22 protein-coding genes and 1 tRNA gene are annotated in these 23,351 nt (G+C 70.9%); 17 read left to right on the forward strand and 6 right to left on the reverse strand.

Annotated elements, in window-relative coordinates; genetic code table 11:
* Positions 1-53: 53 nt before the first annotated feature.
* Together ACWGJ5_RS04410 and nudC are read left to right on the forward strand one after the other, a co-directional pair.
* Positions 54-1,457 (forward strand): dipeptidase, encoded by a 1,404-nt coding sequence (locus ACWGJ5_RS04410; protein WP_453308303.1) that lies wholly within the window; start codon positions 54-56, stop codon positions 1,455-1,457.
* 153 nt (positions 1,458-1,610) lie between these two features.
* A complete protein-coding gene (gene nudC / locus ACWGJ5_RS04415; protein ID WP_228623388.1) occupies positions 1,611-2,555 on the forward strand; it encodes an NAD(+) diphosphatase in 945 nt (314 codons plus the stop codon).
* Positions 2,556-2,644: 89 nt separating this feature from the next.
* Here the strand turns inward: nudC and ACWGJ5_RS04420 are convergent, their stop codons facing one another.
* Positions 2,645-2,887 (reverse strand): mycoredoxin, encoded by a 243-nt coding sequence (locus ACWGJ5_RS04420; RefSeq protein WP_351608420.1) that lies wholly within the window; start codon positions 2,885-2,887, stop codon positions 2,645-2,647.
* 162 nt (positions 2,888-3,049) lie between these two features.
* On the opposite strand from ACWGJ5_RS04420, the gene ACWGJ5_RS04425 reads away from it, so the two are divergent.
* From ACWGJ5_RS04425 to ACWGJ5_RS04445, 5 genes are all read left to right on the forward strand, one after another.
* On the forward strand, positions 3,050-5,332 hold the full coding sequence (locus tag ACWGJ5_RS04425; protein WP_453308304.1) for an ATP-dependent DNA helicase UvrD2: 2,283 nt from the start codon (positions 3,050-3,052) through the stop codon (positions 5,330-5,332).
* 165 nt (positions 5,333-5,497) lie between these two features.
* Positions 5,498-5,818: a hypothetical protein gene (locus tag ACWGJ5_RS04430; protein ID WP_453308305.1), complete on the forward strand. Its 321-nt coding sequence runs from the start codon at positions 5,498-5,500 to the stop codon at positions 5,816-5,818.
* 173 nt (positions 5,819-5,991) lie between these two features.
* Positions 5,992-6,360 (forward strand): WhiB family transcriptional regulator, encoded by a 369-nt coding sequence (locus ACWGJ5_RS04435; protein ID WP_023546912.1) that lies wholly within the window; start codon positions 5,992-5,994, stop codon positions 6,358-6,360.
* Positions 6,357-6,680 carry a hypothetical protein gene (locus ACWGJ5_RS04440; RefSeq protein ID WP_453308306.1) on the forward strand — a complete coding sequence of 108 codons (324 nt, stop codon included), beginning with the start codon at positions 6,357-6,359 and terminating at the stop codon, positions 6,678-6,680. Before ACWGJ5_RS04435 ends, ACWGJ5_RS04440 begins: the two co-directional genes overlap by 4 nt.
* Positions 6,681-6,818: 138 nt before the next feature.
* Positions 6,819-7,031: a hypothetical protein gene (locus ACWGJ5_RS04445; protein WP_228623393.1), complete on the forward strand. Its 213-nt coding sequence runs from the start codon at positions 6,819-6,821 to the stop codon at positions 7,029-7,031.
* A gap of 90 nt (positions 7,032-7,121) precedes the next feature.
* On the opposite strand, the gene ACWGJ5_RS04450 is transcribed toward ACWGJ5_RS04445, so the two are convergent.
* Both ACWGJ5_RS04450 and ACWGJ5_RS04455 read right to left on the reverse strand, forming a co-directional pair.
* Complete coding sequence (locus tag ACWGJ5_RS04450) at positions 7,122-8,546, reverse strand: ABC1 kinase family protein (RefSeq protein WP_453308307.1); 1,425 nt, start codon at positions 8,544-8,546, stop codon at positions 7,122-7,124.
* Positions 8,539-9,753 carry a TOMM precursor leader peptide-binding protein gene (locus ACWGJ5_RS04455; protein ID WP_453308308.1) on the reverse strand — a complete coding sequence of 405 codons (1,215 nt, stop codon included), beginning with the start codon at positions 9,751-9,753 and terminating at the stop codon, positions 8,539-8,541. Before ACWGJ5_RS04455 ends, ACWGJ5_RS04450 begins: the two co-directional genes overlap by 8 nt.
* Before the next feature lie 305 nt (positions 9,754-10,058).
* On the opposite strand from ACWGJ5_RS04455, the gene ACWGJ5_RS04460 reads away from it, so the two are divergent.
* The 4 genes from ACWGJ5_RS04460 (at position 10,059) to ACWGJ5_RS04475 (ending at position 14,026) form a co-directional block, all read left to right on the forward strand.
* A complete protein-coding gene (locus ACWGJ5_RS04460; RefSeq protein WP_453308309.1) occupies positions 10,059-10,655 on the forward strand; it encodes a M48 metallopeptidase family protein in 597 nt (198 codons plus the stop codon).
* A 129-nt stretch (positions 10,656-10,784) separates the two neighbouring features.
* Positions 10,785-12,560, forward strand: coding sequence for a TerD family protein (locus ACWGJ5_RS04465; RefSeq protein ID WP_453308310.1), 1,776 nt, complete (start codon positions 10,785-10,787; stop codon positions 12,558-12,560).
* Between the two features lie 12 nt (positions 12,561-12,572).
* Entirely contained in the window at positions 12,573-13,253 is a 681-nt protein-coding gene (locus tag ACWGJ5_RS04470; protein ID WP_453308311.1) for an AIM24 family protein, read from the forward strand.
* 17 nt (positions 13,254-13,270) lie between these two features.
* Positions 13,271-14,026, forward strand: coding sequence for an AIM24 family protein (locus ACWGJ5_RS04475; RefSeq protein ID WP_453308312.1), 756 nt, complete (start codon positions 13,271-13,273; stop codon positions 14,024-14,026).
* 94 nt (positions 14,027-14,120) lie between these two features.
* Here ACWGJ5_RS04475 and ACWGJ5_RS04480 read toward each other — a convergent pair whose 3' ends face one another.
* Together ACWGJ5_RS04480 and ACWGJ5_RS04485 are read right to left on the reverse strand one after the other, a co-directional pair.
* Positions 14,121-14,642 carry an NUDIX hydrolase gene (locus ACWGJ5_RS04480; RefSeq protein WP_453308313.1) on the reverse strand — a complete coding sequence of 174 codons (522 nt, stop codon included), beginning with the start codon at positions 14,640-14,642 and terminating at the stop codon, positions 14,121-14,123.
* A complete protein-coding gene (locus ACWGJ5_RS04485; RefSeq protein ID WP_453308314.1) occupies positions 14,639-16,081 on the reverse strand; it encodes a zinc-dependent metalloprotease in 1,443 nt (480 codons plus the stop codon). Before ACWGJ5_RS04485 ends, ACWGJ5_RS04480 begins: the two co-directional genes overlap by 4 nt.
* Before the next feature lie 191 nt (positions 16,082-16,272).
* On the opposite strand from ACWGJ5_RS04485, the gene ACWGJ5_RS04490 reads away from it, so the two are divergent.
* The 4 genes from ACWGJ5_RS04490 to ACWGJ5_RS04505 all read left to right on the forward strand — a co-directional run bounded on the left by ACWGJ5_RS04490 (position 16,273) and on the right by ACWGJ5_RS04505 (position 19,454).
* The gene (locus ACWGJ5_RS04490) at positions 16,273-17,385 is read left to right on the forward strand and encodes an SDR family oxidoreductase (protein WP_453308315.1); all 1,113 of its coding nucleotides are present in this window, start codon (positions 16,273-16,275) and stop codon (positions 17,383-17,385) included.
* Positions 17,386-17,513: 128 nt separating this feature from the next.
* On the forward strand, positions 17,514-17,975 hold the full coding sequence (locus ACWGJ5_RS04495; RefSeq protein ID WP_228623403.1) for a molybdenum cofactor biosynthesis protein MoaE: 462 nt from the start codon (positions 17,514-17,516) through the stop codon (positions 17,973-17,975).
* Positions 17,976-18,132: 157 nt separating this feature from the next.
* A complete protein-coding gene (locus ACWGJ5_RS04500) occupies positions 18,133-18,306 on the forward strand; it encodes a hypothetical protein (RefSeq protein WP_453308316.1) in 174 nt (57 codons plus the stop codon).
* A gap of 50 nt (positions 18,307-18,356) precedes the next feature.
* The gene (locus ACWGJ5_RS04505) at positions 18,357-19,454 is read left to right on the forward strand and encodes a YlbL family protein (RefSeq protein ID WP_453308317.1); all 1,098 of its coding nucleotides are present in this window, start codon (positions 18,357-18,359) and stop codon (positions 19,452-19,454) included.
* 129 nt (positions 19,455-19,583) lie between these two features.
* Here ACWGJ5_RS04505 and ACWGJ5_RS04510 read toward each other — a convergent pair whose 3' ends face one another.
* On the reverse strand, positions 19,584-20,126 hold the full coding sequence (locus ACWGJ5_RS04510) for a PPA1309 family protein (RefSeq protein ID WP_453308318.1): 543 nt from the start codon (positions 20,124-20,126) through the stop codon (positions 19,584-19,586).
* Positions 20,127-20,290: 164 nt separating this feature from the next.
* Here ACWGJ5_RS04510 and ACWGJ5_RS04515 point away from each other — a divergent pair, with 164 nt between their 5' ends.
* Positions 20,291-23,230 (forward strand): UPF0182 family membrane protein, encoded by a 2,940-nt coding sequence (locus ACWGJ5_RS04515; protein WP_453308716.1) that lies wholly within the window; start codon positions 20,291-20,293, stop codon positions 23,228-23,230.
* 41 nt (positions 23,231-23,271) lie between these two features.
* Positions 23,272-23,345, forward strand: a tRNA-Met gene (locus ACWGJ5_RS04520).
* The last annotated feature ends 6 nt before the right edge of the window (positions 23,346-23,351 follow it).

A 23,351-nucleotide genomic window follows, 5' to 3' on the forward strand; every position in this document is an offset into this window, starting at 1 on the left:
GTGTGACGAACCGCCCGCCGAGGATGTCGGGGCGGGCCGATAGGCTCGTGAGCATGAGCCAGACCCCGGACAGCGCCGTCCGCACGTACATCGAGCAGCACCGCGCCACCTTCCTCGACGACCTCGCGGCATGGCTGCGCATCCCCTCCGTGTCGGCCCAGCCCGACCACGCGCCCGACGTACGGCGCAGCGCCGACTGGCTCGCCGCCAAGCTCAAGGAGACCGGCTTCCCGACCGCCGAGGTCTGGCAGACCCCCGGCGCCCCGGCCGTCTTCGCCGAGTGGCCCTCCGGTGACCCCGAGGCGCCCACCGTCCTCGTCTACGGCCACCACGACGTGCAGCCCGCCGCCCGCGAGGACGGCTGGGACAGCGACCCCTTCGAGCCGGTCGTCCGTGGAAACCGCCTCTACGCCCGCGGGGCGGCCGACGACAAGGGCCAGGTGTTCTTCCACACACTCGGCGTCCGCGCCCACCTCGCCGCCACCGGCCGCACCGCCCCGGCGGTCAACCTGAAGCTGCTGATCGAGGGCGAGGAGGAGTCCGGCTCCCCGCACTTCCGGGCCCTGGTCGAGGAGCACGCGGGACGGCTCGCCGCCGACGCCGTGATCGTCTCCGACACCGGCATGTGGGCCGAGGACACCCCGACCGTGTGCACCGGCATGCGCGGCCTCGCCGAGTGCGAGATCCGGTTGTACGGCCCCGACCAGGACATCCACTCCGGCTCCTTCGGCGGCGCCGTACCCAACCCGGCCACCGTCGCCGCCCGTCTGGTCGCCGCCCTGCACGACGAGCACGCGCGCGTGGCGATCCCCGGCTTCTACGACGGCATCGTGGAGCTGACCGACCGCGAGCGCGAACTCTTCGCCGAGCTGCCCTTCGACGAGGAGCGCTGGCTGGACACCGCCAAGTCCCGCGCCACCCACGGCGAGGCCGGCTACAGCACCCTCGAACGCATCTGGGCCCGCCCGACCGCCGAGGTCAACGGCATCGGCGGCGGCTACCAGGGCCCCGGCAGCAAGACGATCATCCCGTCCTCGGCCATGGTGAAGCTGTCCTTCAGGCTGGTCGCCGGCCAGGACGTCGACCACCTCGAGAAGGCCGTCCGCGCCTGGGCCGAAACGCAGGTGCCCGCCGGGATCCGGTACGAGATCGTCTTCGGCTCGGCCACGCGCCCGTGCCTGACCCCGCTCGACCACCCCGCGCTGCAGTCCGTGGTCCGCGCCATGGGCCGCGCCTTCGAGAAGCCGGTCCGCTTCACCCGCGAGGGCGGCTCCGGACCCGCCGCCGACCTGCAGGAGGTCCTCGGCGCTCCCGTGCTCTTCCTGGGCATCTCCGTCCCCTCCGACGGCTGGCACGCCCCGAACGAAAAGGTCGAGCTGGACCTCCTCCTCAAGGGCGTCGAGACCAGCGCCTACCTGTGGGGTGACCTGGCCGAGCACTGGCGTCCCACGCCCTGACCGGCCGGTGCCGTACGGGAGGGCATCGCGCGCGGGGCACACTGGAAGAACCGCCCGCCCGTCCCACCCACGTCCGGCCCGGTGCCCTCCCGCCCACGTCCCGCCGAACCGCCCGCCGAACGAACCGCTGCACTGGGGGAGTTGGAAGCACCCGTGACCACCTGGACCGACGACACAGCCGATCGACCCATCTCGCTGACCGCACCGAGCGGCATCGACCGCGCCGCCCACCACCGGCTCGACGAGGCCTGGCTCGCGGCGGCGTGGAGCCACCCCACGACCCGCTGCTTCGTGGTCTCCGGCGGCCAGGTGCTCATCGACGAGACCCCGGACGGCCGGACCGAGCTCGTCATGACGCCCTCCTTCGAGGCCCCGCTCACCGAGGCACACCGTTACTTCCTCGGCATCGACGAGGACGGCGTCAGCTACTTCGCGCTCCAGAAGGACGCGCTGCCCGGCCGTATCGACCAGTCCGCACGCCCCGCCGGGCTGCGGGAGGCCGGGCTGCTTCTCTCGCCGCGCGACACCGGGCTGATGGTGCACGCGGTCGGTCTGGAGAACTGGCAGCGCACCCACCGCTTCTGTTCCCGCTGTGGCGAGCGCACGGTCATCGCCGCCGCCGGTCACATCCGCCGCTGCCCGGCCTGCGGCGCCGAGCACTACCCGCGCACCGACCCGGCCGTGATCATGGCCGTGACCGACGCGGACGACCGCATTCTGCTCGGCCGCCAGGTCCACTGGCCCGAGGGCCGCTTCTCCACGCTCGCCGGATTCGTCGAACCCGGCGAGTCCATCGAGCAGGCGGTGCGCCGCGAGGTGTCCGAGGAGGTCGGCATCACCGTCGGCCCCGTGGAGTACGTGGCCAGCCAGCCCTGGCCCTTCCCGTCCAGCCTGATGCTCGGCTTCATGGCCCGCGCCACCTCGACCGAGATCGACGTCGACGGCGACGAGATCCACGAGGCCCGCTGGTTCTCCCGCGAGGAACTGCACGACGCCTTCGAGTCCGGCGAGGTGTTGCCGCCCTACGGGATCTCCATCGCGGCCCGCCTGATCGAGATGTGGTACGGCAAGCCGCTGCCGACCCGCAGCTTCGTCTGAGACCCAGCGCTTCTTCCCAGACACAGCAGGGCGGCCACCGATCTCTCGGGGGCCGCCCTGTTGCGGTCACCGCGGAAACCCGCGGAGCGTCACGCGGCGAGCTTCTGCTTCACCTGGGCGAGCGACGGGTTCGTCAGCGTCGTGCCGTCCCCGAAGAGCACGGTCGGCACCGTCTGGTTTCCGCCATTCGCCTTCTCCACGAAAGCGGCGGACTCGGGGTCCTGCTCGATGTTGATCTCGGTGTAGGCGATGCCCTCCCGGTCCAGCTGGCTCTTCAGCCGCCGGCAGTAGCCGCACCAAGTCGTGCTGTACATCGTCACAGTGCCCTGCATGTCTCTCGCGCTCCTCAGGCAGCTCGGAAAATCGTCCAGGGGAAGAACGTACGCGAGCCACCGGCCATTCCCACCCGGGGTATCCGTCCGGTGTGCCACCCGTGGAGTCCGCCCGAGGCCGGCCCGCCCGGGGCCTTCGCGCGAGAGTATCCACAGGCCGCTGTGACACCTGCCGCATTCGTACGACTATCTGCGCCCGCCTGTGGACAACCGGCACGGCAGTCCCAGGCGACCTGGCAGCATGGCGGTGTGACAGCAGCAACGCACTCCACCCTTTTCCCGCAGACACCGGACTCGGCCGACGCGGTGCTCGAAGGGCTCGATCCCGAGCAGCGCGCGGTGGCCACCGCCCTGCACGGCCCGGTGTGCGTCCTTGCCGGAGCGGGCACGGGCAAGACACGGGCGATCACGCACCGCATCGCCTACGGCGTACGCGCCGGCATCCTCCAGCCCTCCAGCGTGCTAGCCGTCACCTTCACCAACCGCGCCGCCGGAGAGATGCGCGGCCGGCTCCGCCAGCTCGGCGCCCACGGCGTCCAGGCCCGCACCTTCCACTCCGCCGCCCTCCGTCAGCTCCAGTACTTCTGGCCGAAAGCGATCGGTGGCGGCATGCCCCGGCTCGTCGACCGCAAGATCCAGCTCGTCGCCGACGCGGCCGCAAGCCTGGGCACCCGGCTCGACCGGGGCGAGCTGCGGGACGTCACCGCCGAGATCGAATGGTCCAAGGTCACCCAGACCATCCCCGCCGACTACCCGTACGCGGCCGCGAAGGCCGGCCGCGACACCCCCCGCGATCCCACCGAGATCGCCCACCTCTACGCCGCCTACGAAGACCTCAAGCGCGACCGCGCCGTGATCGACTTCGAGGACGTCCTGCTGCTGACCGTCGCCATCCTCCAGGATCGGCACGACATCGCCGAACAGGTCCGCGCCCAGTACCAGCACTTCGTCGTCGACGAGTACCAGGACGTCAGCCCGCTGCAGCAGCGACTGCTGGAGCTCTGGCTCGGCGAGCGCGACACCCTGTGCGTCGTCGGCGACGCCAGCCAGACCATCTACTCGTTCACGGGAGCAACACCCGACCACCTCCTCGACTTCCGTACCCGGCACCCCGGCGCCACCGTCGTCAAACTCGTCCGCGACTACCGCTCCACCCCCCAGGTGGTCCACCTCGCCAACGGCCTCCTCGCCCAGGCCCGCGGCCGCGCCGCCGACCACCGGCTGGAACTGGTCTCCCAGCGGGCCCCCGGCCCCGAGCCCGTCTACACCGAGTACACCGACGAGCCGGCCGAGGCCGAAGGCGCCGCCCGCCGCATCCGCGAGCTGATCGACGCGGGCGTCCCGGCCGCCGAGATCGCCGTCCTGTTCCGTACGAACGCCCAGTCCGAGACCTACGAGCAGGCCCTCGCCGACGTCGGCGTCCCCTACCAGCTGCGCGGCGCCGAGCGCTTCTTCGACCGGCCCGAGGTGCGCAAGGCCGGCATCGCCCTGCGCGGCGCGGCCCGCTTCGGCGGCAACGACTCCCTGCTGGACGACGCCGTCGACCTGCCCTCACAGGTGCGCGCCGTCCTGTCCGGAGAGGGCTGGACCACCGAGCCCCCGGCCGGCTCCGGCGCCGTCAGAGAGCGCTGGGAGTCCCTCGCCGCCCTGGTCAGCCTCGCCCACGACCTCGCCGCAGCCAGACCCGGCGCCACCCTCGGCGACTTCGTGACGGAACTCGACGAGCGGGCGGGCGCCCAGCACGCCCCCACCGTCCAGGGCGTCACCCTCGCCTCCCTGCATGCCGCCAAGGGCCTGGAGTGGGACGTCGTCTTCCTGGTCGGCATCGCCGAGGGCATGCTGCCGATCACGTACGCCAAGACCGACGAGCAGATCGAGGAGGAACGCCGGCTGCTCTACGTCGGCGTCACCCGAGCGCGGGAACGGCTCCATCTTTCCTGGGCGCTGTCCCGGTCACCCGGCACCCGCCCCAACCGCAGACCCAGCCACTTCCTGGACGGACTGCGCCCAGGCACCACATCGACCGTCGGCCACAGCGGCGCCACCGTCACCGGAGGCATCGAGCGCGGGACCACCACCGGCACCATCGCCGCGCCCCGGCGTACCCAGCGCACCCCCGCCCGCTGCCGGGTCTGCGGCCGCACGCTCACCGAGGCGGGCGAGATGAAGCTGATGCGCTGTGAGGACTGCCCCTCGGACATGGACGAAGCGCTCTACGAACGGCTGCGGGAATGGCGGGCCGTCCAGGCCGAACGCAGCGGACAGCCGGACTTCTGCGTCTTCACCGACCGCACCCTGATGGCCATCGCCGAGGCACGGCCCGAGAGTCCCGCCGAACTCTCCCGCATCCCCGGTGTCCTCAGCCGCAAGCTGCGCAGCTACGGAACCGACGTTCTGGCCATCTGCGCAGGCCACGAGGCCGGAGAAGGCGACGAGGACGACTGATACGAACTCGTCGAAAAAATAGTTTGCGCATGCCCCGGCAATCCCCATAGGTTCTAGGCACGGAAGCAGCGGCCTTCTCGAAGGGCCCTGCTCCGTGATGTACTTGCATATCCGAACGGACTGGTTCACCCCAGTCCCATGAGACGCCGAGAGGAGGCGAGTCCAGTGATCAGCATCAACAGCAGCACCACCGGCACGGCCAAACTGACCGATCGCTCGACCGCCTCCCTGTGCATGCTCGGCGCCTCCCACCAGGGCACCGGTCTGTCCGGCATTCGTGCCGACCGTCCGGCGTCCTCCCACGCTCCCGCGGGCCTTCCCGTCCGTGAGCGCAATGAGCGACCGACCAAGGCACTGGAAGCGGTAGCGGCACAGGCACAGGCCTATGCCTTTGCGGCGGCCGGTGCCGGATTCCGGAAGCAGACGACGCAGCACCACCTGATGTGGGCCTTCCGTGGGCCAGAACCCTGGAGTGATCCAGCCTGATCCGATCAGGCCGGCGCCTTCAGGGCCGCGGAACCCCATCCGGGATCCGCGGCCCTTCTGTTTTCCCCGAATCGGGGACGACGGAACGAAGGGGCCTCGGGACAAGAAAAGAACCCGGTACCAAGCCGACACCCGGTCAACCGGCCGGACCGACCAGACGAGGAAGACCAACCGTGCAACTCGAAGCGCACGCCCCGTCCGTACCGCCTTCGCAAACGATCCCCCCGCCCGGCCTCACGGAGGACTCCACCTTGACCCCCCTCACCGCGCTCACCGCGCTCGACGACGCCATCGAGAACCTCGGCGTACCCGTCCCCTGCCGCTCCTACGACCCGGAGGTCTTCTTCGCCGAGTCGCCGGCGGACGTCGAGTACGCCAAGTCCCTCTGCCGCACCTGCCCGCTGATCGAGGCCTGCCTCGCCGGCGCCAAGGAGCGGCGTGAGCCCTGGGGCGTCTGGGGTGGCGAGCTGTTCGTCCAGGGTGTCGTCGTCGCCCGGAAGCGGCCGCGTGGTCGCCCGCGGAAGAACCCGGTCACGGCATGAACACCGCAGGAACGATCGACCGTCCCCTCACGCACGACCCCAAGAAGCAGGCCCCGATGAAGCCGTCCACCAGCGAGCCCGCAGGCTCCGCGACTCCAGACGTCACCACCATTGGTGCGACCGAAGCGCGCCAGAACAGGACCCGAGAGATGCAACTCATGCAAGAAGCCCTGGCTCGTGCGCATATGCACGAGCGACTCCATCACGCCGTGCGGGAACGCCAGGCCGTGCGCCTGGCGGTCGCCCAGCGGATGCAGCGCCGGGCCGAGCGAGCCTCGCGGCGCGCCCGCCGCGCGCTCGCCATGGCGGTCATGCAGTAGCGATCACACCTGCAGAAGCGGTGGCCTCCCGGCCCTGGGAGGCGAAGCCTTCTCGAGTGGGGGCCGGTCCGGCCGAACGGACCGGCCCCCGCGGTGCGTTGCGCGGCGATCCGCCGCCTGCGGAGTTATCGTCGCCAGGTGACGAGTCTTCCCGGAGAACCTGATCAGGGCGGCTCCACCCCGGAGCACCGCGTGCTCGTGTGCGCCCGCTGCGGGGCCCCCGCCGACGGCCCCCCGCCGGCCACCTGGACCTGCTCCGTGGAGAACGGCGTCCGCCAGTACTTCTGCGACATCTGCTCCAGGGAGAACCTGAGGGCGATCGAGGGGCGGCTGGACTCGTCCTGGTGGTGAGCCGCTTCTCGGGGCCCTTCCCCCCTCCCCCCACCCCCCTCCCGCCCCACTTTCAAGCAACGCCGGCCACCCGATTCCGGGCAGCCCGGATCACGCCTCCGCCGCAGGCTCCTCCTCGCACAGTTCGTCATCCGCCAGTTCGTCATCCGTCAGCTCGTCGTCCACCAGTTCGTCCTCGGGGATGTCGGGGACGAACCCCGGCAGCCACTCCTCCAGTTCCTCGCGGAGCCGTACCGTGGCGCTGAGTTGGCACAGGACGCCGATGGTGCTCAGGGTCACTCGGTGGATCAGCAGATAGGCGGGCGGCAGGTTGAGCCGCTTGCCCAGCTGGTAGGCGGGGGAACGGGGGTCGGCGATGCGGGCGGCCTGGTTGCGCATCCAGGTGCGGTTGAAGGCGAACGCCTCGACCCGGGCCGGCTCGATGATCGGCAGCAGGTAGTCGAGGACCGCGTCGGGGTCCAGCTCTATGGACTCCTTCACGAATCCTTCCTCGCAGAGGAGCTCGTAGACCGGCTCGGCCTCGCCGTCCAGCGTCATGCGGAGCGAGATGCCGATCGGTGTCGGCAGACCGCCGGGCAGCCGGTCGACCGTGCCGAAGTCCAGGACGCCCAGGCGCCAGTCGTCCTCGCCGGCCGGGCCGCCGGGCAGCAGCCGGAAGTTGCCGGGATGCGGGTCGGCGTGCAGCAGGCCGGTGCGGGCTGGGCCCGAGAAGAGGAACCGGGCCAGGAGCTGACCGGCGCGGTTGCGCTGCTCCGGGGTGCCGTCCGAGATCACCTCCGACAGCGGGATGCCATCGATCCACTCGGTCACCAGGACCTGGTCGCACTGGTGCACCACCGCCGGGACCACCACGTCCGGGTCGTCCGCGAACTCCTCCGCGTGAACGGTCTGGGCCTGTGCCTCCAGCGCGTAGTCCAGCTCCTCGGAGACGCGGTCTCTCAGCTCCGCGATCAGCGGCTTGATGTCCATGCCGGGAATCAGCGGTCCCAAGAGGCGGGCGAAACGGCTCAGTTGGCCGAGATCGGAGAGCAGGGCCTCGCCGGCGCCCGGGTACTGCACCTTGACCGCCACTTCGCGGCCGTCGTGCCACACCGCCCGGTGCACCTGGCCGATCGAGGCCGCCGCCGCGGGCTTGTCCTCGAACTCCTCGAACAGATCACGCCAGTCCGGACCGAGCCGCTGCTCGAGCACCGCGTGCACCGTGCGGGTCGGCATCGGCGGCGCCGCCTCCTGGAGCTTGGTCAGCGCGGCGCGGTAGGGACCGGCGATCTCCTCGGGCAGCGCGGACTCGAAGACGGACAGGGCCTGCCCGAACTTCATCGCACCGCCCTTCAGCTCGCCCAGCACCTTGAACAGCTGCTCCGCCGTCCGCTGTTGCAGTTCCCGGCCGACGATCTCCGCGGACTCGCCCACGATCCGCTTGCCCAGCCCCCAGGTCGCCCGGCCGGCGAAGCCGAGCGGGAGCGCGGCGAGCTTGGCGGTACGGGTGACCGCCTTCCGGGGAAGATCAGACATGCGCCCTCCAAGTCCCAGTCGGCCGCGTCGCGCCTGCCTTGCGTCGGCGCTCCGTCGACGGCCGTTGCACCGCCATTGTCGCGCGCGCTTCGCCGCCGGTTGAGGAGTGCTCCTCTTTAGGTCTGTCCGCAGCGCCGCACCCGCATGCCGCATGCGGCCGGACCGGTCGGGCGTGCCAGTTCAGGCCGGGTGTGGACACCTCCCAGCGGGTGCCCGTGCTGGACGGCGACTCCCCGTCGAGGAAGGCGAGCGCGTGCGCCGCGGCCAGTCCGGCGACCGCCGTGGCCAGCGTCAGATCGCAGGCCTCGATCCGGCGGGCCCTGGCGCACCGCCACTGAGCGGTCAGCCGCGGCCAGGCCGGGTCCCGGTCGCCGCGGTCGAGGTGCAGACAGCGGGCGCAGCCCGACTCGCCGGGCAGGACGAGCGGTCCGACGACCCCTGTGCCCTCGACGACGCCCGCGTACAGGTGGGGTGTCCCGGAGGTCATCAGCGGCTCGGCTTCGGCCGGGTCCGGTGCGTGGACGGCGACGTCGTCCCGGGGGGTGAGGATCACCAGGGAGAGCCCGGGGTCCTGGATGCCGGATCCGGGGGCGTGGGTGCGGCGGGGTGGGCGGTCGGGTGCCGCGCGGCGCACGGCGGCGCGCGCCGCGGTCTCCCGGCGCTGGCCGAGCGACTCGGCGGGCAGCCCGCCCGGCGCCACGTCCCACGGCTCCACGCGTCCCACGTCGCGCACGTCGATCTCGCCGACCCCTGCGGCCGAGAGCGCCGACGCGAGCGGCGCGCCGACCCGTCCGGCGCCCCGCACCTGTACCCGCAGTGCACGTCGGGCGGCGAGCCGGGCGAGCGCGCCGCCGGGCTCGGCCGTGGTCAGGGACAGCGCGGCGAGGTCGGGGCGCAGCCGCCGCAGGACGTCCGTCCTCGCGCGCAGTGCGTCGGCGGCGGGGCCGCCGCCGCGCGCGTCGTCGACCAGGCCCGTGCGGGTCAGCCGTTCCAGCAGGGTGTCGACACGGCCGGCCGGGAGCCGCATGCGGCGGCCCTCCTCGCGGAGCAGCGGCAGCCCGCGGGTGCCGTTGAGCAGATCCAGGAAGTCGCGGGTCGCCGGGTCCATCGGTCCCAGTGTCTGCGCGTGCGCCGGGGTCATCCCGAACTGCACGGTCTCGCGATCACGCCAGCCGCGCCGCAGCGCGGGTTTCATCACCGGATGCATGACTGGCCCCCGTATCCGTGGAAAGCGTCCCGAACATCGCGTCGCCGGTGGAACCGGTCACGTTCTCCCGACGCCTGCCAGCATGCCCTGCCCGTCGGTCCGGCGCTGAGAGTTATCCACAGGTTGGGGGTGTTCGTCATATAAGACGGTCGGGCAAGGTGTGAGGAAACGGACGTGCGGAGTCTCGTAAACCGGATGTGCGGATCAGTCATAGGAATCATAGGAATCAAACGCATGGTGGGGGATCGGCATCGAACCGTTCCGGAGCCGGGACTTCGGCCACGCCCAGCGGGTAACGTCGGGGCGTGCCCGCCGACCCACTGCACCGCGCCGGAAAGCCACAGCGCAGCACGACGAGCCAGCCGCCCGGCGGCTCGGGGGCGAGCGCGATCGAGGTCCGCAGGAGCAACCGGCGCCGCCGGACGGTCTCCGCGTACCGCGAGGGCGATCGCACCGTCGTACTGATCCCCGCCCGGATGTCGAAGGCGGAGGAACAGCGCTGGATCACCGTCATGCTCGACAAACTCGCCGCCCAGGAGAGCAGGCGGGTGCTCGGCGACGCCGAGCTCGCCGAGCGTGCCGCGCGGCTGTCGGCCCAGTACTTCGACGGCCGGGCGCGACCCGCCTCCGTACGCTGGGTCACCAACCAGAACACGCGCTGGGGTTCGTGCACCCCGGCCGAGGGCAGCATCCGGCTCTCGCACCGGCTGCAGGGGATGCCCGAGTACGTCGTCGACTACGTCCTCTGCCATGAGCTGGCCCATCTGCTGGTCCCCGGTCACGGCCCGGACTTCTGGCGGCTGCTGGAGGCGTACCCGCGCACCGAGAGGGCCCGCGGCTACCTCGAAGGGGTGGTCGCCGCGGAACGGCTGCCGTACGTGCCCGGGGCGCACGGGGAGTGAGCCGGGCGCCGTCCGTCCTCCTCCGGGCGCGGTTGTGTACCGGGTCTGTACCGGCTGCGTGCGTTGTCGGACTTTGCCGTTAGCCTGGCGCGACGCACTCACATTCGGGATGGGGGACGGTCGTTACGCATGGCCAGGGAATTCCAACGCGGCCACAAGGCCAGGATCAGTGACCTGACGACGGGCACGGATCTGTACGTAGGCGTGCAGATCTCCGGCCCCGGGCTGACCTTCGACATCAGCTGCTTCGGTCTGGACGCCGACGAGCGCCTCTCCGACGACCGGTACTTCGTCTTCTTCAACCAGCCGAAGTCCCCGGAGGAGTCCATCCAGCTGCTGGGTGCCCAGGCGGGCGACACGGAGTCGTTCCGGGTCACGCTGGACCGCATCCCGTCGCAGATCCGCAAGCTGTCCTTCACGGCGACCATCGACGGCACCGGGCAGATGTCGCAGGTCGCTCCGGGCTACCTGCGCATCGTGGCGGGTGGCGAGGAGGTCGCGCGGTACTCCTTCAACGGTGCGGAGTTCTCCACCGAGCGGGCCGTGATGCTCGGCGACATCTACCTGAAGGACGTGTGGCGGTTCGCCGCCGTCGGACAGGGCTTCGACGGCGGACTGGAGGCGCTGCTGAAGAACTTCGGCGGCGAGGTGCTGGAGGAGGAGGCGCCCGCCGCCCCGCAGCAGCCGCAGACCGGCGCCGCCCCCGGCTTCGCCCCGCCCTCCCAGGCCACGACCCCGCCTCCGTTCGCCGCCCCGCCCGCCCCCGCGCCCGCCCCGGCCCCTGCGCCGCAGCCCGCCGCTCAGGGTTTCGCCCCGCCGCCCGGAGCAACTCCCGCCCAGGGCTTCACTTCGTCGCCCGGAGCCGCACCGCCGCAGGGCTTCACGCCGCCCGGCCAGACCCCGATGGGCCACACCCCGCCTCCGCCTCCGGCGCCGGCCCCCGCGCCGAACGTGCACGGCGCGCCGACGGTCATCGCCCCCCTGGCTTCGCCCGTCGGCGGCACCGTACCGCCGCCCGCCCCGGCCCCCGCGCCGTACGGACAGCCCCAGCAACAGCCGTACGGCCAGCCGCCCCAGCAGCCGTCCTACGGCGGCCAGCCCGGCGCGCCGATGCCCCCCGGCTACGGCCAGCAGCCGCCCTCCTACGGCGGCCAGCCCGCCGCGCCCATGCCCCCGGGATACGGGCAGGTCCCGGGCCAGCAGCCCGGCGGCTACGGGGTGCCGCAGGGCGCCCCGCAGGCCGGTGCCGGTGTGACGGCCGCGCTCCAGGCGTTCAAGGAGACGCCGACCGGGCAGCGCTGGACACAGCAGAACAAGAAGCTCGTCCGCGTCGACCTCGGTATCGGCGGGCAGCCGGTGCTGGCCCGGCAGGGCAGCATGGTGCTCTACCAGGGCAAGGTCGACTTCAGCTACAAGGGCGCCGGATTCGCCGGGCGGATCGTCGGCAACGCCACCGGCCAGGAGATGCAGCTGATGCGCTGCACCGGCAACGGCCAGGTGTTCCTCGCCGAGAACGCCACCCATGTGCACCCCGTCGAGCTGCAGGGCGACGCGATCTGCGTGTCCGCCGAGAACGTCCTCGCCTTCGACGAGAGCCTGCAGTACGAGGTCCGCCGCATCGAGGGCCACGGCATCCCCGGCGGCGCCCTGTTCACCATGCAGTTCCAGGGCAGCGGCACGATCGTCGTCAAGACGCACGGCACACCCGTGGTCCTGCCGGTCACGCCGACCACCTTCGCCGACTGCAACGCGGTCGTCGCCTGGTCGGCCGCCTCCCAGGTGATCGTCTCCAGCCAGGTCCGCATGCGCCGCAACGCCTACCCGGGCGACACGGGCGAGAGCGTCAACCTCCAGTTCCGGGGCGCGCCCGGCAACTTCATCGTCGTCCAGCCGTACGAGGTCTAGAGGGAGCCCGTCATGAACCAGCCGCTCGCGGGCTACGCTCCCGCACCCGTCACCGCCCGCATGGAGAACCACGGCAGCCACATGCTGAAGGTCGCCATGCAGACCGGAAACGACCTCCTCGCGCGCGTGGGCTCGATGGTCGCCTACGAAGGCTTCATCCAGTACGAGCCCAACCCGCCGGCCGTCCGCCAGATCGCCCGCGACTGGATCACCGGCGAGGGCGCGCCCCTGATGAAGTGCACCGGCGACGGCCTGCTCTACCTCGCCGACTACGGCGCCAACGTCGTCGTGATCAACCTCAACGGCGACGGCATCTCCGTCAACGCCACCAACCTGCTGGCCTTCGACGCCCACCTCACCTGGGGCGTGGAACGGGTCAAGGGGCTCGCGAAGTTCGCCGGGCAGGGCCTGTGGAACACGAAGATCTCCGGGCAGGGCTGGGTCGCGCTGACCTCCCGGGGCAAGCCGATCGTCGTCGACTGCGGCGGCGGCGAGGACGAGACCTACGTCGACCCGGACGCGCTCGTCGCCTGGTCGCCGAACCTGAGGGTGAAGGGCAAGCGCAGCTTCAAGGCGCAGTCGCTGATCGGCCGGGGCAGCGGTGAGGCCTACCAGATGGCCTTCTCCGGCCAGGGCATCGTCGTCGTCCAGCCCAGCGAGGACAGCACCGACCGCATCCGGATCCGGGGCTGAGGGGGAGTCAGTAAGCCATGCAGAGCCCGCTTTTCGCGCACAACGACCTCCAGACACAGGAGCGTTGGAGCCTGCAGAACGCGCAGCTGCTCCGCGTCACCCTGGAGGGCCACGACGACATCCTCGCCCGCAAGGGCACCATGGTCGCCTACCAGGGGCTGATGGAGTTCGACGCCGAGTACCAGAACAACAACCAGGCACGCGCGCGTGCGTACACCGGCGAGGGCCTGGACCTGATGCGCTGTCACGGACAGGGCACGGTGTATCTCGCCAACCTGGCCCAGCACGTGCACATCATGGACGTCGAGCAGGACGGGCTGACCGTCGACAGCTCCTACGTCCTCGCCATGGACTCCTCGTTGCACTACGAGGTCGTCGCCGTCGACAGCCTCTACGGCATCTCCGGATCCGGGAAGTACCAGCTGAACATCACCGGGCGCGGCAAGGTCGCCCTGATGACCTCGGGCGGGCCGCTGCTGATGCAGGTCACGCCGGACAAGTACGTCAACTGCGACGCGGACGCGATCGTCGCCTGGTCCACCGGGCTGCGCGTGCAGATGCAGGCCCAGACGCATTCCTCCGGCGTGTGGCGCCGGCGTGGCAACACCGGTGAGGGCTGGGAGCTGAGCTTCATGGGCTCCGGGTTCGCGCTGGTCCAGCCCAGCGAGCTGCTCCCGCCGCAGAACGCGGTCATCGGGCAGGGCCTCGCCGCCCAGTTCGGCATGGGGCAGCACGGGGCGCACGGGCAGAACCAGGGGAACGTCTGGAGCTGAGCCCGGGATCCCCGAGATCCGGGCCCGGAAAGCAAACGTAAGGGGCGGTCGCTTCAGCGGTCGCCCCTTACATGCTCACAGCCGCGCGACATGCTCACAGCCGCGCGCGGGTCGCCTCCAGCAGGCGTACGACCGACTCGTCGGCCACCTCCGCCACCTCGTCGTAGGCGAACCAGCGCAGGTCCAGTGACTCCTCGCTGATCGCGTGCTCGGCGCCCGCCGGGGCCAGGGCCGCGTACTGGACGTCGAAGTGCCAGTGGCACGGCGCCGGGATCGGATGCCGGTCCAGGCGTAGTGGCCCCCCGGGCAGCAGGGTCAGCCCGGGCACGCCGGACTCCTCGGTGGCCTCGCGCAGCGCCGCCGCCGCGAGCGAGGCGTCGCCCGGCTCGCAGTGGCCGCCCATCTGCAGCCACATCCGCAGCTTCCTGTGCAGCGTGAGCAGCACCCGGCCGCGATCGGGATCGACCACCAGGGCGCTCGCCGTGACATGGCCCGCCTGGCAGGCCTTCCACATGCCGTCCGGGTGGGCCGCCAGATGGTCCAGGTAGTCCTGGCGCAGCTCGTCCTGGCCTGCGTACCCCTTCAGCACGAGGACCGCGTCGTCGTACAGGCTCACTCGGTGTCGTCGCCCTCGGTGTCGGCGTCCTTCTTGCGCAGGTCCGGCTTGCCGTGCGAACCGCCGGCCGCCTCGCCCAGCATCTTGTCCAGCTCGGAGAAGTCCAGCTGCTCCCGGTGCACGAAGCCGTCCGGGTCGTCCAGGTCGGTCGCCGTCGGCAGCATGTCCGGGTGGGCCCACAGGCCGTCCCGGCCGTCGACCCCGCGCGCGTCCGTGAGCGAGGCCCACAGGCGGGAGGCGTCGCGCAGCCGGCGCGGGCGCAGCTCCAGGCCGATCAGCGTGGCGAACGTCTGCTCGGCGGGGCCGCCCGTGGCGCGGCGGCGGCGCAGGGTCTCGCGCAGGGCGTCGGCGGTCGCCAGACGCGGTTTCGCGGCCGCGTGGACCACCGCGTCCACCCAGCCCTCCACAAGCGCCAGAGCGGTCTCCAGACGGGCCAGGGCGGCCTTCTGCTCCGGGGTGTCCTCCGGCTGGAACATGCCCTGCTGGAGCGCGTCCTGCAGCTGCTCGGGGTTCTGCGGGTCGAACTGGCCGACCACGTCCTCCAGCTTGGCGGTGTCGACCTTGATCCCGCGCGCGTACCCCTCGACCGCGCCGAACAGGTGCGAGCGCAGCCACGGCACGTGCGCGAACAGGCGCTGGTGGGCGGCCTCGCGCAGGGCCAGGTACAGCCGCACCTCCTCCTGCGGCACGCCGAGGTCCTTGCCGAAGGCCTCCACGTTGGCCGGGAGCAGCGCGGCCTTGCCGGCCGGACCGAGCGGCAGGCCGATGTCGGTGGAACCGACGACCTCGCCCGCGAGTACGCCGACGGCCTGCCCGATCTGCGTGCCGAACATGGCGCCGCCCATCGAGCGCATCATGCCGATCAGCGGGCCCGCCATGGCCTGCATCTCCTCCGGCAGGACGTCACCCATGGCCGCGCCGACCCGCTCGGCGACCGGGTCGACCAGCTCCTGCCAGGCGGGCAGGGTCGCCTCGACCCACTCCGCGCGGGACCAGGCCACCGCCGAGGCCGAGCCCGACGGCAGGGACGTCGCGTCGTCCAGCCACAGGTCGGCCAGGCGGACGGCCTCCTCGACCGCCTTGCGCTCGGCCGGGCCCACGCTGGCGTCCTTCGTGCCGTCCGGGGTGCCCTGGGCGACCGTCTGACGGGCGATCTGCTTGGCCATGTCCCAGTTCACCGGGCCGCCCTCGTAGGAGAGCATCTGGCCCAGCTGCTGGAACGCGGCGCCCAGATCCGTGGGGTTCAGCGACCCGAACATCGCTGCGAGCGGATTGTCGGCGCCGGGGCCGCCAAAGCCGCCGGCTCCGGGCAGGCCGCCGAAGCCGAACGGGTTGGCCGGTCCCTGCCCACCACCGCTCTGCTGGTCCTTCTTCTTGCCCTCGTCGCCGTCCTCCGGCTCCTCCGGCGGAAGGCCGAAACCGAATGGGGTGTCACTCACGGGATTCCTCGGCTGGTAAGGCCACCGGTTCTCTCCGGCGGCGCGGCTGCCCGACAACACCACCCAGCGTAGACACCCGGACCCGATCGGGCCTCGGTGCTTCGCCCACGGCAGGCCTGCGGCAGGATGGATGCACCTGGTACGTACGCGTCACTCGCGCCCGTACTGAAGACAACCGCTGGAGACGCCCGGTGAGTTCCCCAGATCCGCAGGTTCGCGCAGCGCGAAACCCGTCACCCCCTCCCGCCCTGCGCGGCCCCGTCGTCGCGGTCACCGGCGCCGCCACCGGGGTCGGTGCCCTGCTCACCGAGCGGCTCGCCGCCTCCGAGGAGATCAAGCAGGTCATCGCGATCGACGAGCGGCGCGGGGAGTGCGCCGAGGCGCAGTGGCACATCCTCGACGTGCGCGACCCCGCCATCGCGGACAAGCTGCGCGGCGCCGACGTGGTCGTCCACCTCGCGCTCGACCTCGATCTGGAGACCGATCCGGCCGCTCGCACGGCTTACAACGTCCGGGGGACACAGACCGTCCTGACGGCCGCCGCGGCGGCCGGCGTGCACCGGGTCGTGCTGTGCACCTCGGCGATGGTCTACGGCGCGCTGCCGGACAACGAGCTGCCCCTTTCGGAGGACGCCGAGCTGCGCGCGACCGCAGAGGCCACCGGGGTGGGGGACCTGCTGGAGATCGAACGGCTGGCCCGGCGGGCGCCACGCGCGCATCCGGGGCTGAACGTCACCGTCGTACGGCCCGCGGTGCTGGTCGGGGGCACCGACACCGCGCTGACCCGGTACTTCGAGTCGCCGCGGCTGCTCGTCGTCGCCGGGTCGCGGCCCGCGTGGCAGTTCTGCCACGTGGAGGACCTGTGCAGTGCCCTGGAGTGCGCCGTCCTGGAGAAGGTCGACGGGGAGCTGGCCGTCGGCTGCGACGGGTGGCTGGAGCAGGAGGAGGTCGAGGAGCTGAGCGGGATCCGGCGGATGGAGCTGCCGTCGGCGGTGGCGCTCGGCGCGGCGGCCCGGCTGCACCGGATCGGGCTCACACCGTCTCCGGCCGGCGATCTGGCGTACACGATGTACCCGTGGGTGGTCAGCGGGAGCCAGCTGCACGACGCCGGGTGGCGGCCGCGGTGGACCAACGAGGAGGTGCTCGCGGAGCTGCTGGAGGAGGTCTCCGGGCGGCACACGGTCGCCGGACGGCGGCTCGGGCGCAAGGACGCCACGGCCGCGGGGGCCGCGGGGGCGACCGTGGCTCTGCTCGGCGCGGCGGCTGTCGTACGGCGGGCCCGGAAGGCCCGGCGGCGGGTCTGAGCCGGGCGGGCCGGGCGGGCTGGGTCTCGTGCTCGCGGCCGCGTCGTACAAGCATCCAAAAAGCCCTACGCGCGTGCCTGGTGAATCTCGTATTCCCGCGTGTCACAGGCGTGCGGCACGATGGGGGTATGGCACACGCGAACGAGCACCCCGGTGAGCAGGCGGCGCAGGATCCCATCAAGTTGATCGGTGTCCGGGAGACCGCGCTCTCCGTGGACGAGGTGTTCCAGGCCGTCGGGGACGACGCCGCCGGGGGCATCGCCCTGTTCGTGGGGACCGTGCGCAACCACGACGGGGGTGCGGACGTGGACGCGCTCGGGTACTCCTGCCACCCCAGCGCCGAGGCCGAGATGCGGCGGATCGCCGAGAAGGTGGTGGCCGAGTACCCGGTGCGGGCGCTGGCCGCCGTGCACCGGGTGGGGGACCTGCAGGTCGGGGATCTCGCCGTGGTCGTCGGCGTCGCCTGTCCGCACCGGGCCGAGGCCTTCGACGCCTGCCGCAAGCTGATCGACGACCTCAAGCACGAAGTGCCCATCTGGAAGCACCAGAGGTTCTCCGACGGCACGGAGGAATGGGTCGGGGCCTGCTGAGGCACGCAACCGGGCGCACACGGCCCCGTGTACGTCACCCGGAGCACTCGCGACCCCCCGTGTTGCGTAACCGGCACCCTCGCGTGAGCGTTGTCAGTGCGGATGGTTAATCTGCTGATCAGTCATTTGCGGACGCTCATGGCGTTGGGAGGTCGGCATGGGGGCGCTTGTCTGGCTGCTGATTCCGCTTGTGGCCGCGATCGGCGGCGGACTGTGGGGCAGTTGGGCCAATCGGACTCGTAGGGTGCGCGGTGACGGCCCGGAGCTGGACGGGTATGCCCGGTTCCGCGAGGCCATGGAGAGATCCCACACGGGTGCCGGCGGCGCGTGACGGGGGTGCCCTGACGGTGCGCTGACAGAGGCGTCCCGTACTGTCGTGGCATGCCACGCCGCACCGCGACGATGCTCGCCTCCACCCTGATGCTGATCGCGCTCCTGTGCGCGGGAGTACTCATCCCCGTGCCGTACTCGGAGATGTCTCCCGGCCCGACCGTGAACACGCTCGGGGACCACGACGGCGAGCCGGTGCTGCAGATCACCGGGCACGACACGTACAAGACCAGCGGCAACCTGAACATGACGACCGTCCGGGTGACCAGCGCGGACTTCCGCATGAACCTGGTGCAGGCCGTCTACGGCTGGCTGGACCCCGACAGCAAGATCGTCCCGCACGACACGCTCTACCCGAACGGGACGACCGAGCAGCAGTCCTCGCAGCAGAACGCCGAGGAGTTCAGCCAGTCCCAGGAGAGCGCCAAGGTCGCCGCCCTGAAGCAGCTGGCCATCCCGGTGAAGTCCTGGGTGATCGTCTCCACCGTCGTCAAGGACTCGCCCGCCGAGGGCAGGCTGCACGCCGGTGACGTGATCAAGGCCGTCGACGGCACCGCGGTGAAGCAGCCCTCCGACGTCGCCAAGCTCGTCACCAAGCACAAGCCCGGGCAGAACGTCGTCTTCACCGTCGTCCCTGCCAAGGAGCAGGCCGCCGCCGAGAAGGCGCACAGGACGGCGACGAAGACGCAGGACGTCACCATCACCACGACCACGTCCGACGACAGCGGCGCCAAGCGGGCCATCGTCGGGATCTCGGCCGGGACCGACCACACCTTCCCGTTCAGCATCGACATCAAGCTCGCCGACGTCGGCGGCCCCAGCGCCGGTCTGATGTTCGCCCTCGGCATCTACGACAAGCTGACCCCGGGGAAGCTGACCGGCGGCAAGTTCGTCGCAGGCACCGGAACCATCGACGACAACGGCACCGTCGGACCGATCGGCGGCATCGAGATGAAGACGGTCGGCGCACGTGACGCGGGCGCCCAGTACTTCCTGACGCCCGCCGACAACTGCGCGGCCGCCGCCGAGGACACCCCGAGCGGGCTCACTCTGGTCAAGGTGAAGAACATCGGCGACGCGCTCGACGCACTGAAGGACATCCGCAGCGGGAACACCGCCGCGCTGACCAAGTGCACCACCAAAGGCTGAGCCGGCCATGACACGGCCGGACTCCTGACGCGGCTGGGGCGCCTCGCGAGAGAGCTGGGGCGCCCCGCGAGAGGGGGGGGCGCCCCGCGAGAGGGGGGCGCCCCCATCGCCGTACCGAACCTGCCGGAATCAGTCCTCGAACGTCGCCGCCAGGGCCTCGGCCAGGCCGGGCACCAGGTCGGGGCCGGTCAGGACCTCCGTCGGGGAGTCCTTCTCGCGCAGCCGCAGCGCCGACTCGCGGCCGCCGTCGCGCAGCACCGCGACCGTCATGCGCACCTCCTGGCGCTCGGGGTGGTCGGTGACCCACTTGGCGAGCTTGGCCTCGCTCAGGTTCTGGGGGACCTGCGCCTCGGCGGCGGGCGGCAGCATCAGGCGCTCCACCGAGAGCGCGCAGCCGACCACCGCGTCGGGCCAGGCGATGGTGCCGAGGAACTCGTCCAGCGGCTTGCCGGACGGGATCTCGTCCTGCTCGATCGGGGTGAGACCGGCGGAGGCGGACTCGTCCTCAAGGCCCAGCTGGGCCGCGAGCGCGGGTTCCTGGGCCCGCAGCCGTGCGGTGTCGACGAGGGCGAAGAGGCGAGCGGGCTGGTCCCAGCCGAGGCCGGAGACGTACTCGTCGATCTCGAGTACGGCCCGGGTGAGCGGGCTCGCTGCCATGGGAGTGTTGGACATGGTCACAATCCTGCCTCGTTCACCACCCGAATCGGGAACCGACCAAAGCGTGAGTAAGTTGCATAGGTGTGGGTCCGCGATCACGGGGGGCCACGGCGGGTCCGCGAACACGAGGGCCTGACGTATCGACAGCGAACTTCGAGGTGCGCACCTTGGCTTTCCAGATGCCGGACCGCGGCGGAGGCCCGACGGGGCCACGGATCAGAGCGGGGCGACCGTCCCGGGGTGTCCGGACCCTGCTGATGACGCTGGGCGTGCTGGCCGTCCTCGGCATGGCGTTCACCATGTTCGCGGGCTTCTGGACGGACTGGCTCTGGTACCGGTCGGTGCACTACTCGTCCGTGTTCACGACCGTGCTCTGGACCAAGATCGGCCTCTTCTTCGTCTTCGGTCTGCTGATGGCGGTCGCGGTGGGGGTCAACATCTGGCTGGCGCACCGCCTGCGGCCCCCGCTGAGCGCCATGTCCATGGAGCAGCAGAGCCTCGACCGCTACCGGATGGGCATCGCGCCGTACAAGAGGTGGCTGCTGCTCGCCGTCACCGCGCTCGTCGGACTGATCGCCGGCGCCTCAGCGGCCGGCCAGTGGCGGACCTGGCTGATGTGGGTCAACGGCGTGCCCTTCCACCAGAAGGACCCCCAGTTCCACCTCGACGTCTCCTTCTACGCCTTCGACCTGCCCTGGTACCGCTTTCTGCTCGGCTTCGGCTTCGCCACCGCCATCCTGTGCCTGATCGCCGCCGCGCTCACGCACTACCTGTACGGCGGGCTGCGCGTCACCAGCCCCGGCGCGCGGGCCACCGCCGCCGCGACCGGGCATCTGTCGGTGCTGCTCGGCATCTTCGTCGCCCTGAAGGCGGTCGCCTACTGGCTCGACCGGTACGGCCTGGCCGTCAAGTCCAGCGACTTCAAGGCGACCGGCAACTGGACCGGCCTGCGCTACGTCGACGCCAACGCCTATCTGCCGGCGAAGACGATCCTGTTCTGCATCGCCGCCATCTGCGCGCTGCTGTTCTTCGCCACGCTGTGGCGGCGCACCTGGCAGCTCCCCGTCATCGGCTTCGGCCTGATGGTCCTCTCCGCGATCCTCATCGGCGGCCTGTACCCGGCGATCGTGCAGAAGTTCCAGGTCGAGCCCAACGAGCAGGCCAAGGAAGCCCCGTACGTCCAGAAGAACCTCAAGGCGACCCGCGAGGCGTACGGCATCGACGACACCAAGGTCACCGAGTACGCCGGCAAGTCCACGGCCTCGGACACGGCCTCGGACGCGACCAGGCTGCGGGCCGACGCGGACGACGCGGCGAGCATCCGGATCATGGACCCGAACATCGTCTCGCCGACGTTCCAGCAGGCGCAGCAGATGAAGAACTACTACGCCTTCCCGACCAACCTGGACGTCGACCGGTACCCCGCGAAGGACGGCACGGACGCCAAGGAGCAGGACACGGTCATCGGGCTGCGCGAGCTGAACCTGGACGGCGTCCCGAAGAACAACTGGATCAACGACCACTTCCGCTACACGCACGGCTACGGCGTGGTCGCCGCCAAGGGCACCGAGGCCGATGACCAGGGCCAGCCGGTCTTCACCGAGTCCAACCTGCCGTCCAAGGGTGACCTCGGCACGTACCAACAGCGGGTCTACTACGGCGAGAAGACCACCACGTACTCCATCGTCGGCGGACCGCAGAAGGAGGTCGACTACTCGGCGGACAACGGCGACGAGAAGACCACCAGCTACACCGGCAAGAGCGGCGTCAACCTCGACAATCCGATCAACCGGGCCGCGTATGCGGTGGCGTTCAACGAGCCGCAGATCCTCTACTCCGGCGCGATCGGCAAGGGCTCGCGGATCCTGTACAACCGCACGCCCAAGGATCGCGTCGAGGCGGTCGCGCCCTGGCTGACCATCGACGGGGACGCCTATCCGGCGGTCGTGGACGGCCGTATCCAGTGGATCGTCGACGCGTACACGACGTCGAACGGCTACCCCTACTCCTCCCGTACGACCCTCGGGGACACGACGGCCGACTCGTTGACCGCCGCCAACAACAACCGCGCGGTGGTGGCCCAGCAGAACCAGGTCAACTACATTCGCAACTCGGTGAAGGCGACCGTCGACGCGTACACCGGCGAGGTCAAGCTCTACCAGTGGGACACCCAGGACCCGGTGCTGAAGACCTGGATGAAGGCCTTCCCCGGCACGGTGCAGCCGCGCAAGGCCATCTCCCAGGACCTGATGGGCCATCTGCGCTACCCGCAGGACCTGTTCAAGGTGCAGCGCGAGCTGCTCTCGCGGTACCACGTGACGGACGCGCAGACGTTCCTCAGCGGCAGCGAGGTGTGGCAGGTCCCCGATGACCCGACCAACGACTCGGGCAGCGCGGTGCCTCCGTACTACCTGAGCATGAAGATGCCGGACCAGAGCAAGCGGTCGTTCTCGCTGACGACGACGTTCACACCGAACGGACGTGACAACCTCAGCGCGTTCATGGCGGTCGACTCCGACCCGGGCACCAGTGACTACGGCAAGATCAGAATCCTGAAACTGCCCACCAGCACGACGGCCGACGGTCCCAAACAGGTGCAGAGCCAGTTCAACTCCCGGCCGGACATCGCGGAGACGATCAGCCTGCTCACCCGCGGGCATTCCAAGGTCGAGTACGGCAATCTGCTGACCGTGCCGCTCGACGGCGGACTGCTGTACGCGGAGCCGGTCTACGTCCTCGGCGGTAAGCTCAAGTACCCCTTGCTGGGCAAGGTGCTGGTCACCTACAACGGCAGGACGGCCTTCGAGAACACCCTGGACGAGGCGCTGAACAAGGTCTTCGGCGTGCAGGGGTCGACCACCCCGCCGGACACCGGCACCACCAGCCCGCCCACGTCCTCCAACCCGACCGTCCAACAGGCCCTGGACGAGGCCCAGAAGGCGTACGACGCGGGGCAGAAGGCCCTGCAGGCGCCGAACGGGCCGGACTGGTCCGCGTACGCCAAGGCCCAGAAGGACCTGAAGGACGCGCTGCAGCGGGCGCAGCAGGCGGAGGCCAAGGCCGGCCAGTCCGGCGGCGGCAAGAACGCCGACAAGCGCACCGGCGAAAAGGGCACTTGATCAAGGCCACTCCGCGCCGTGGTACGGTTGACGTGCAACGGCGCGGGGTGGAGCAGCTCGGTAGCTCGCTGGGCTCATAACCCAGAGGTCGCAGGTTCAAATCCTGTCCCCGCTACTCCAG

The sequence above is a fragment of the Streptomyces sp. NPDC054783 genome, from assembly GCF_053611725.1.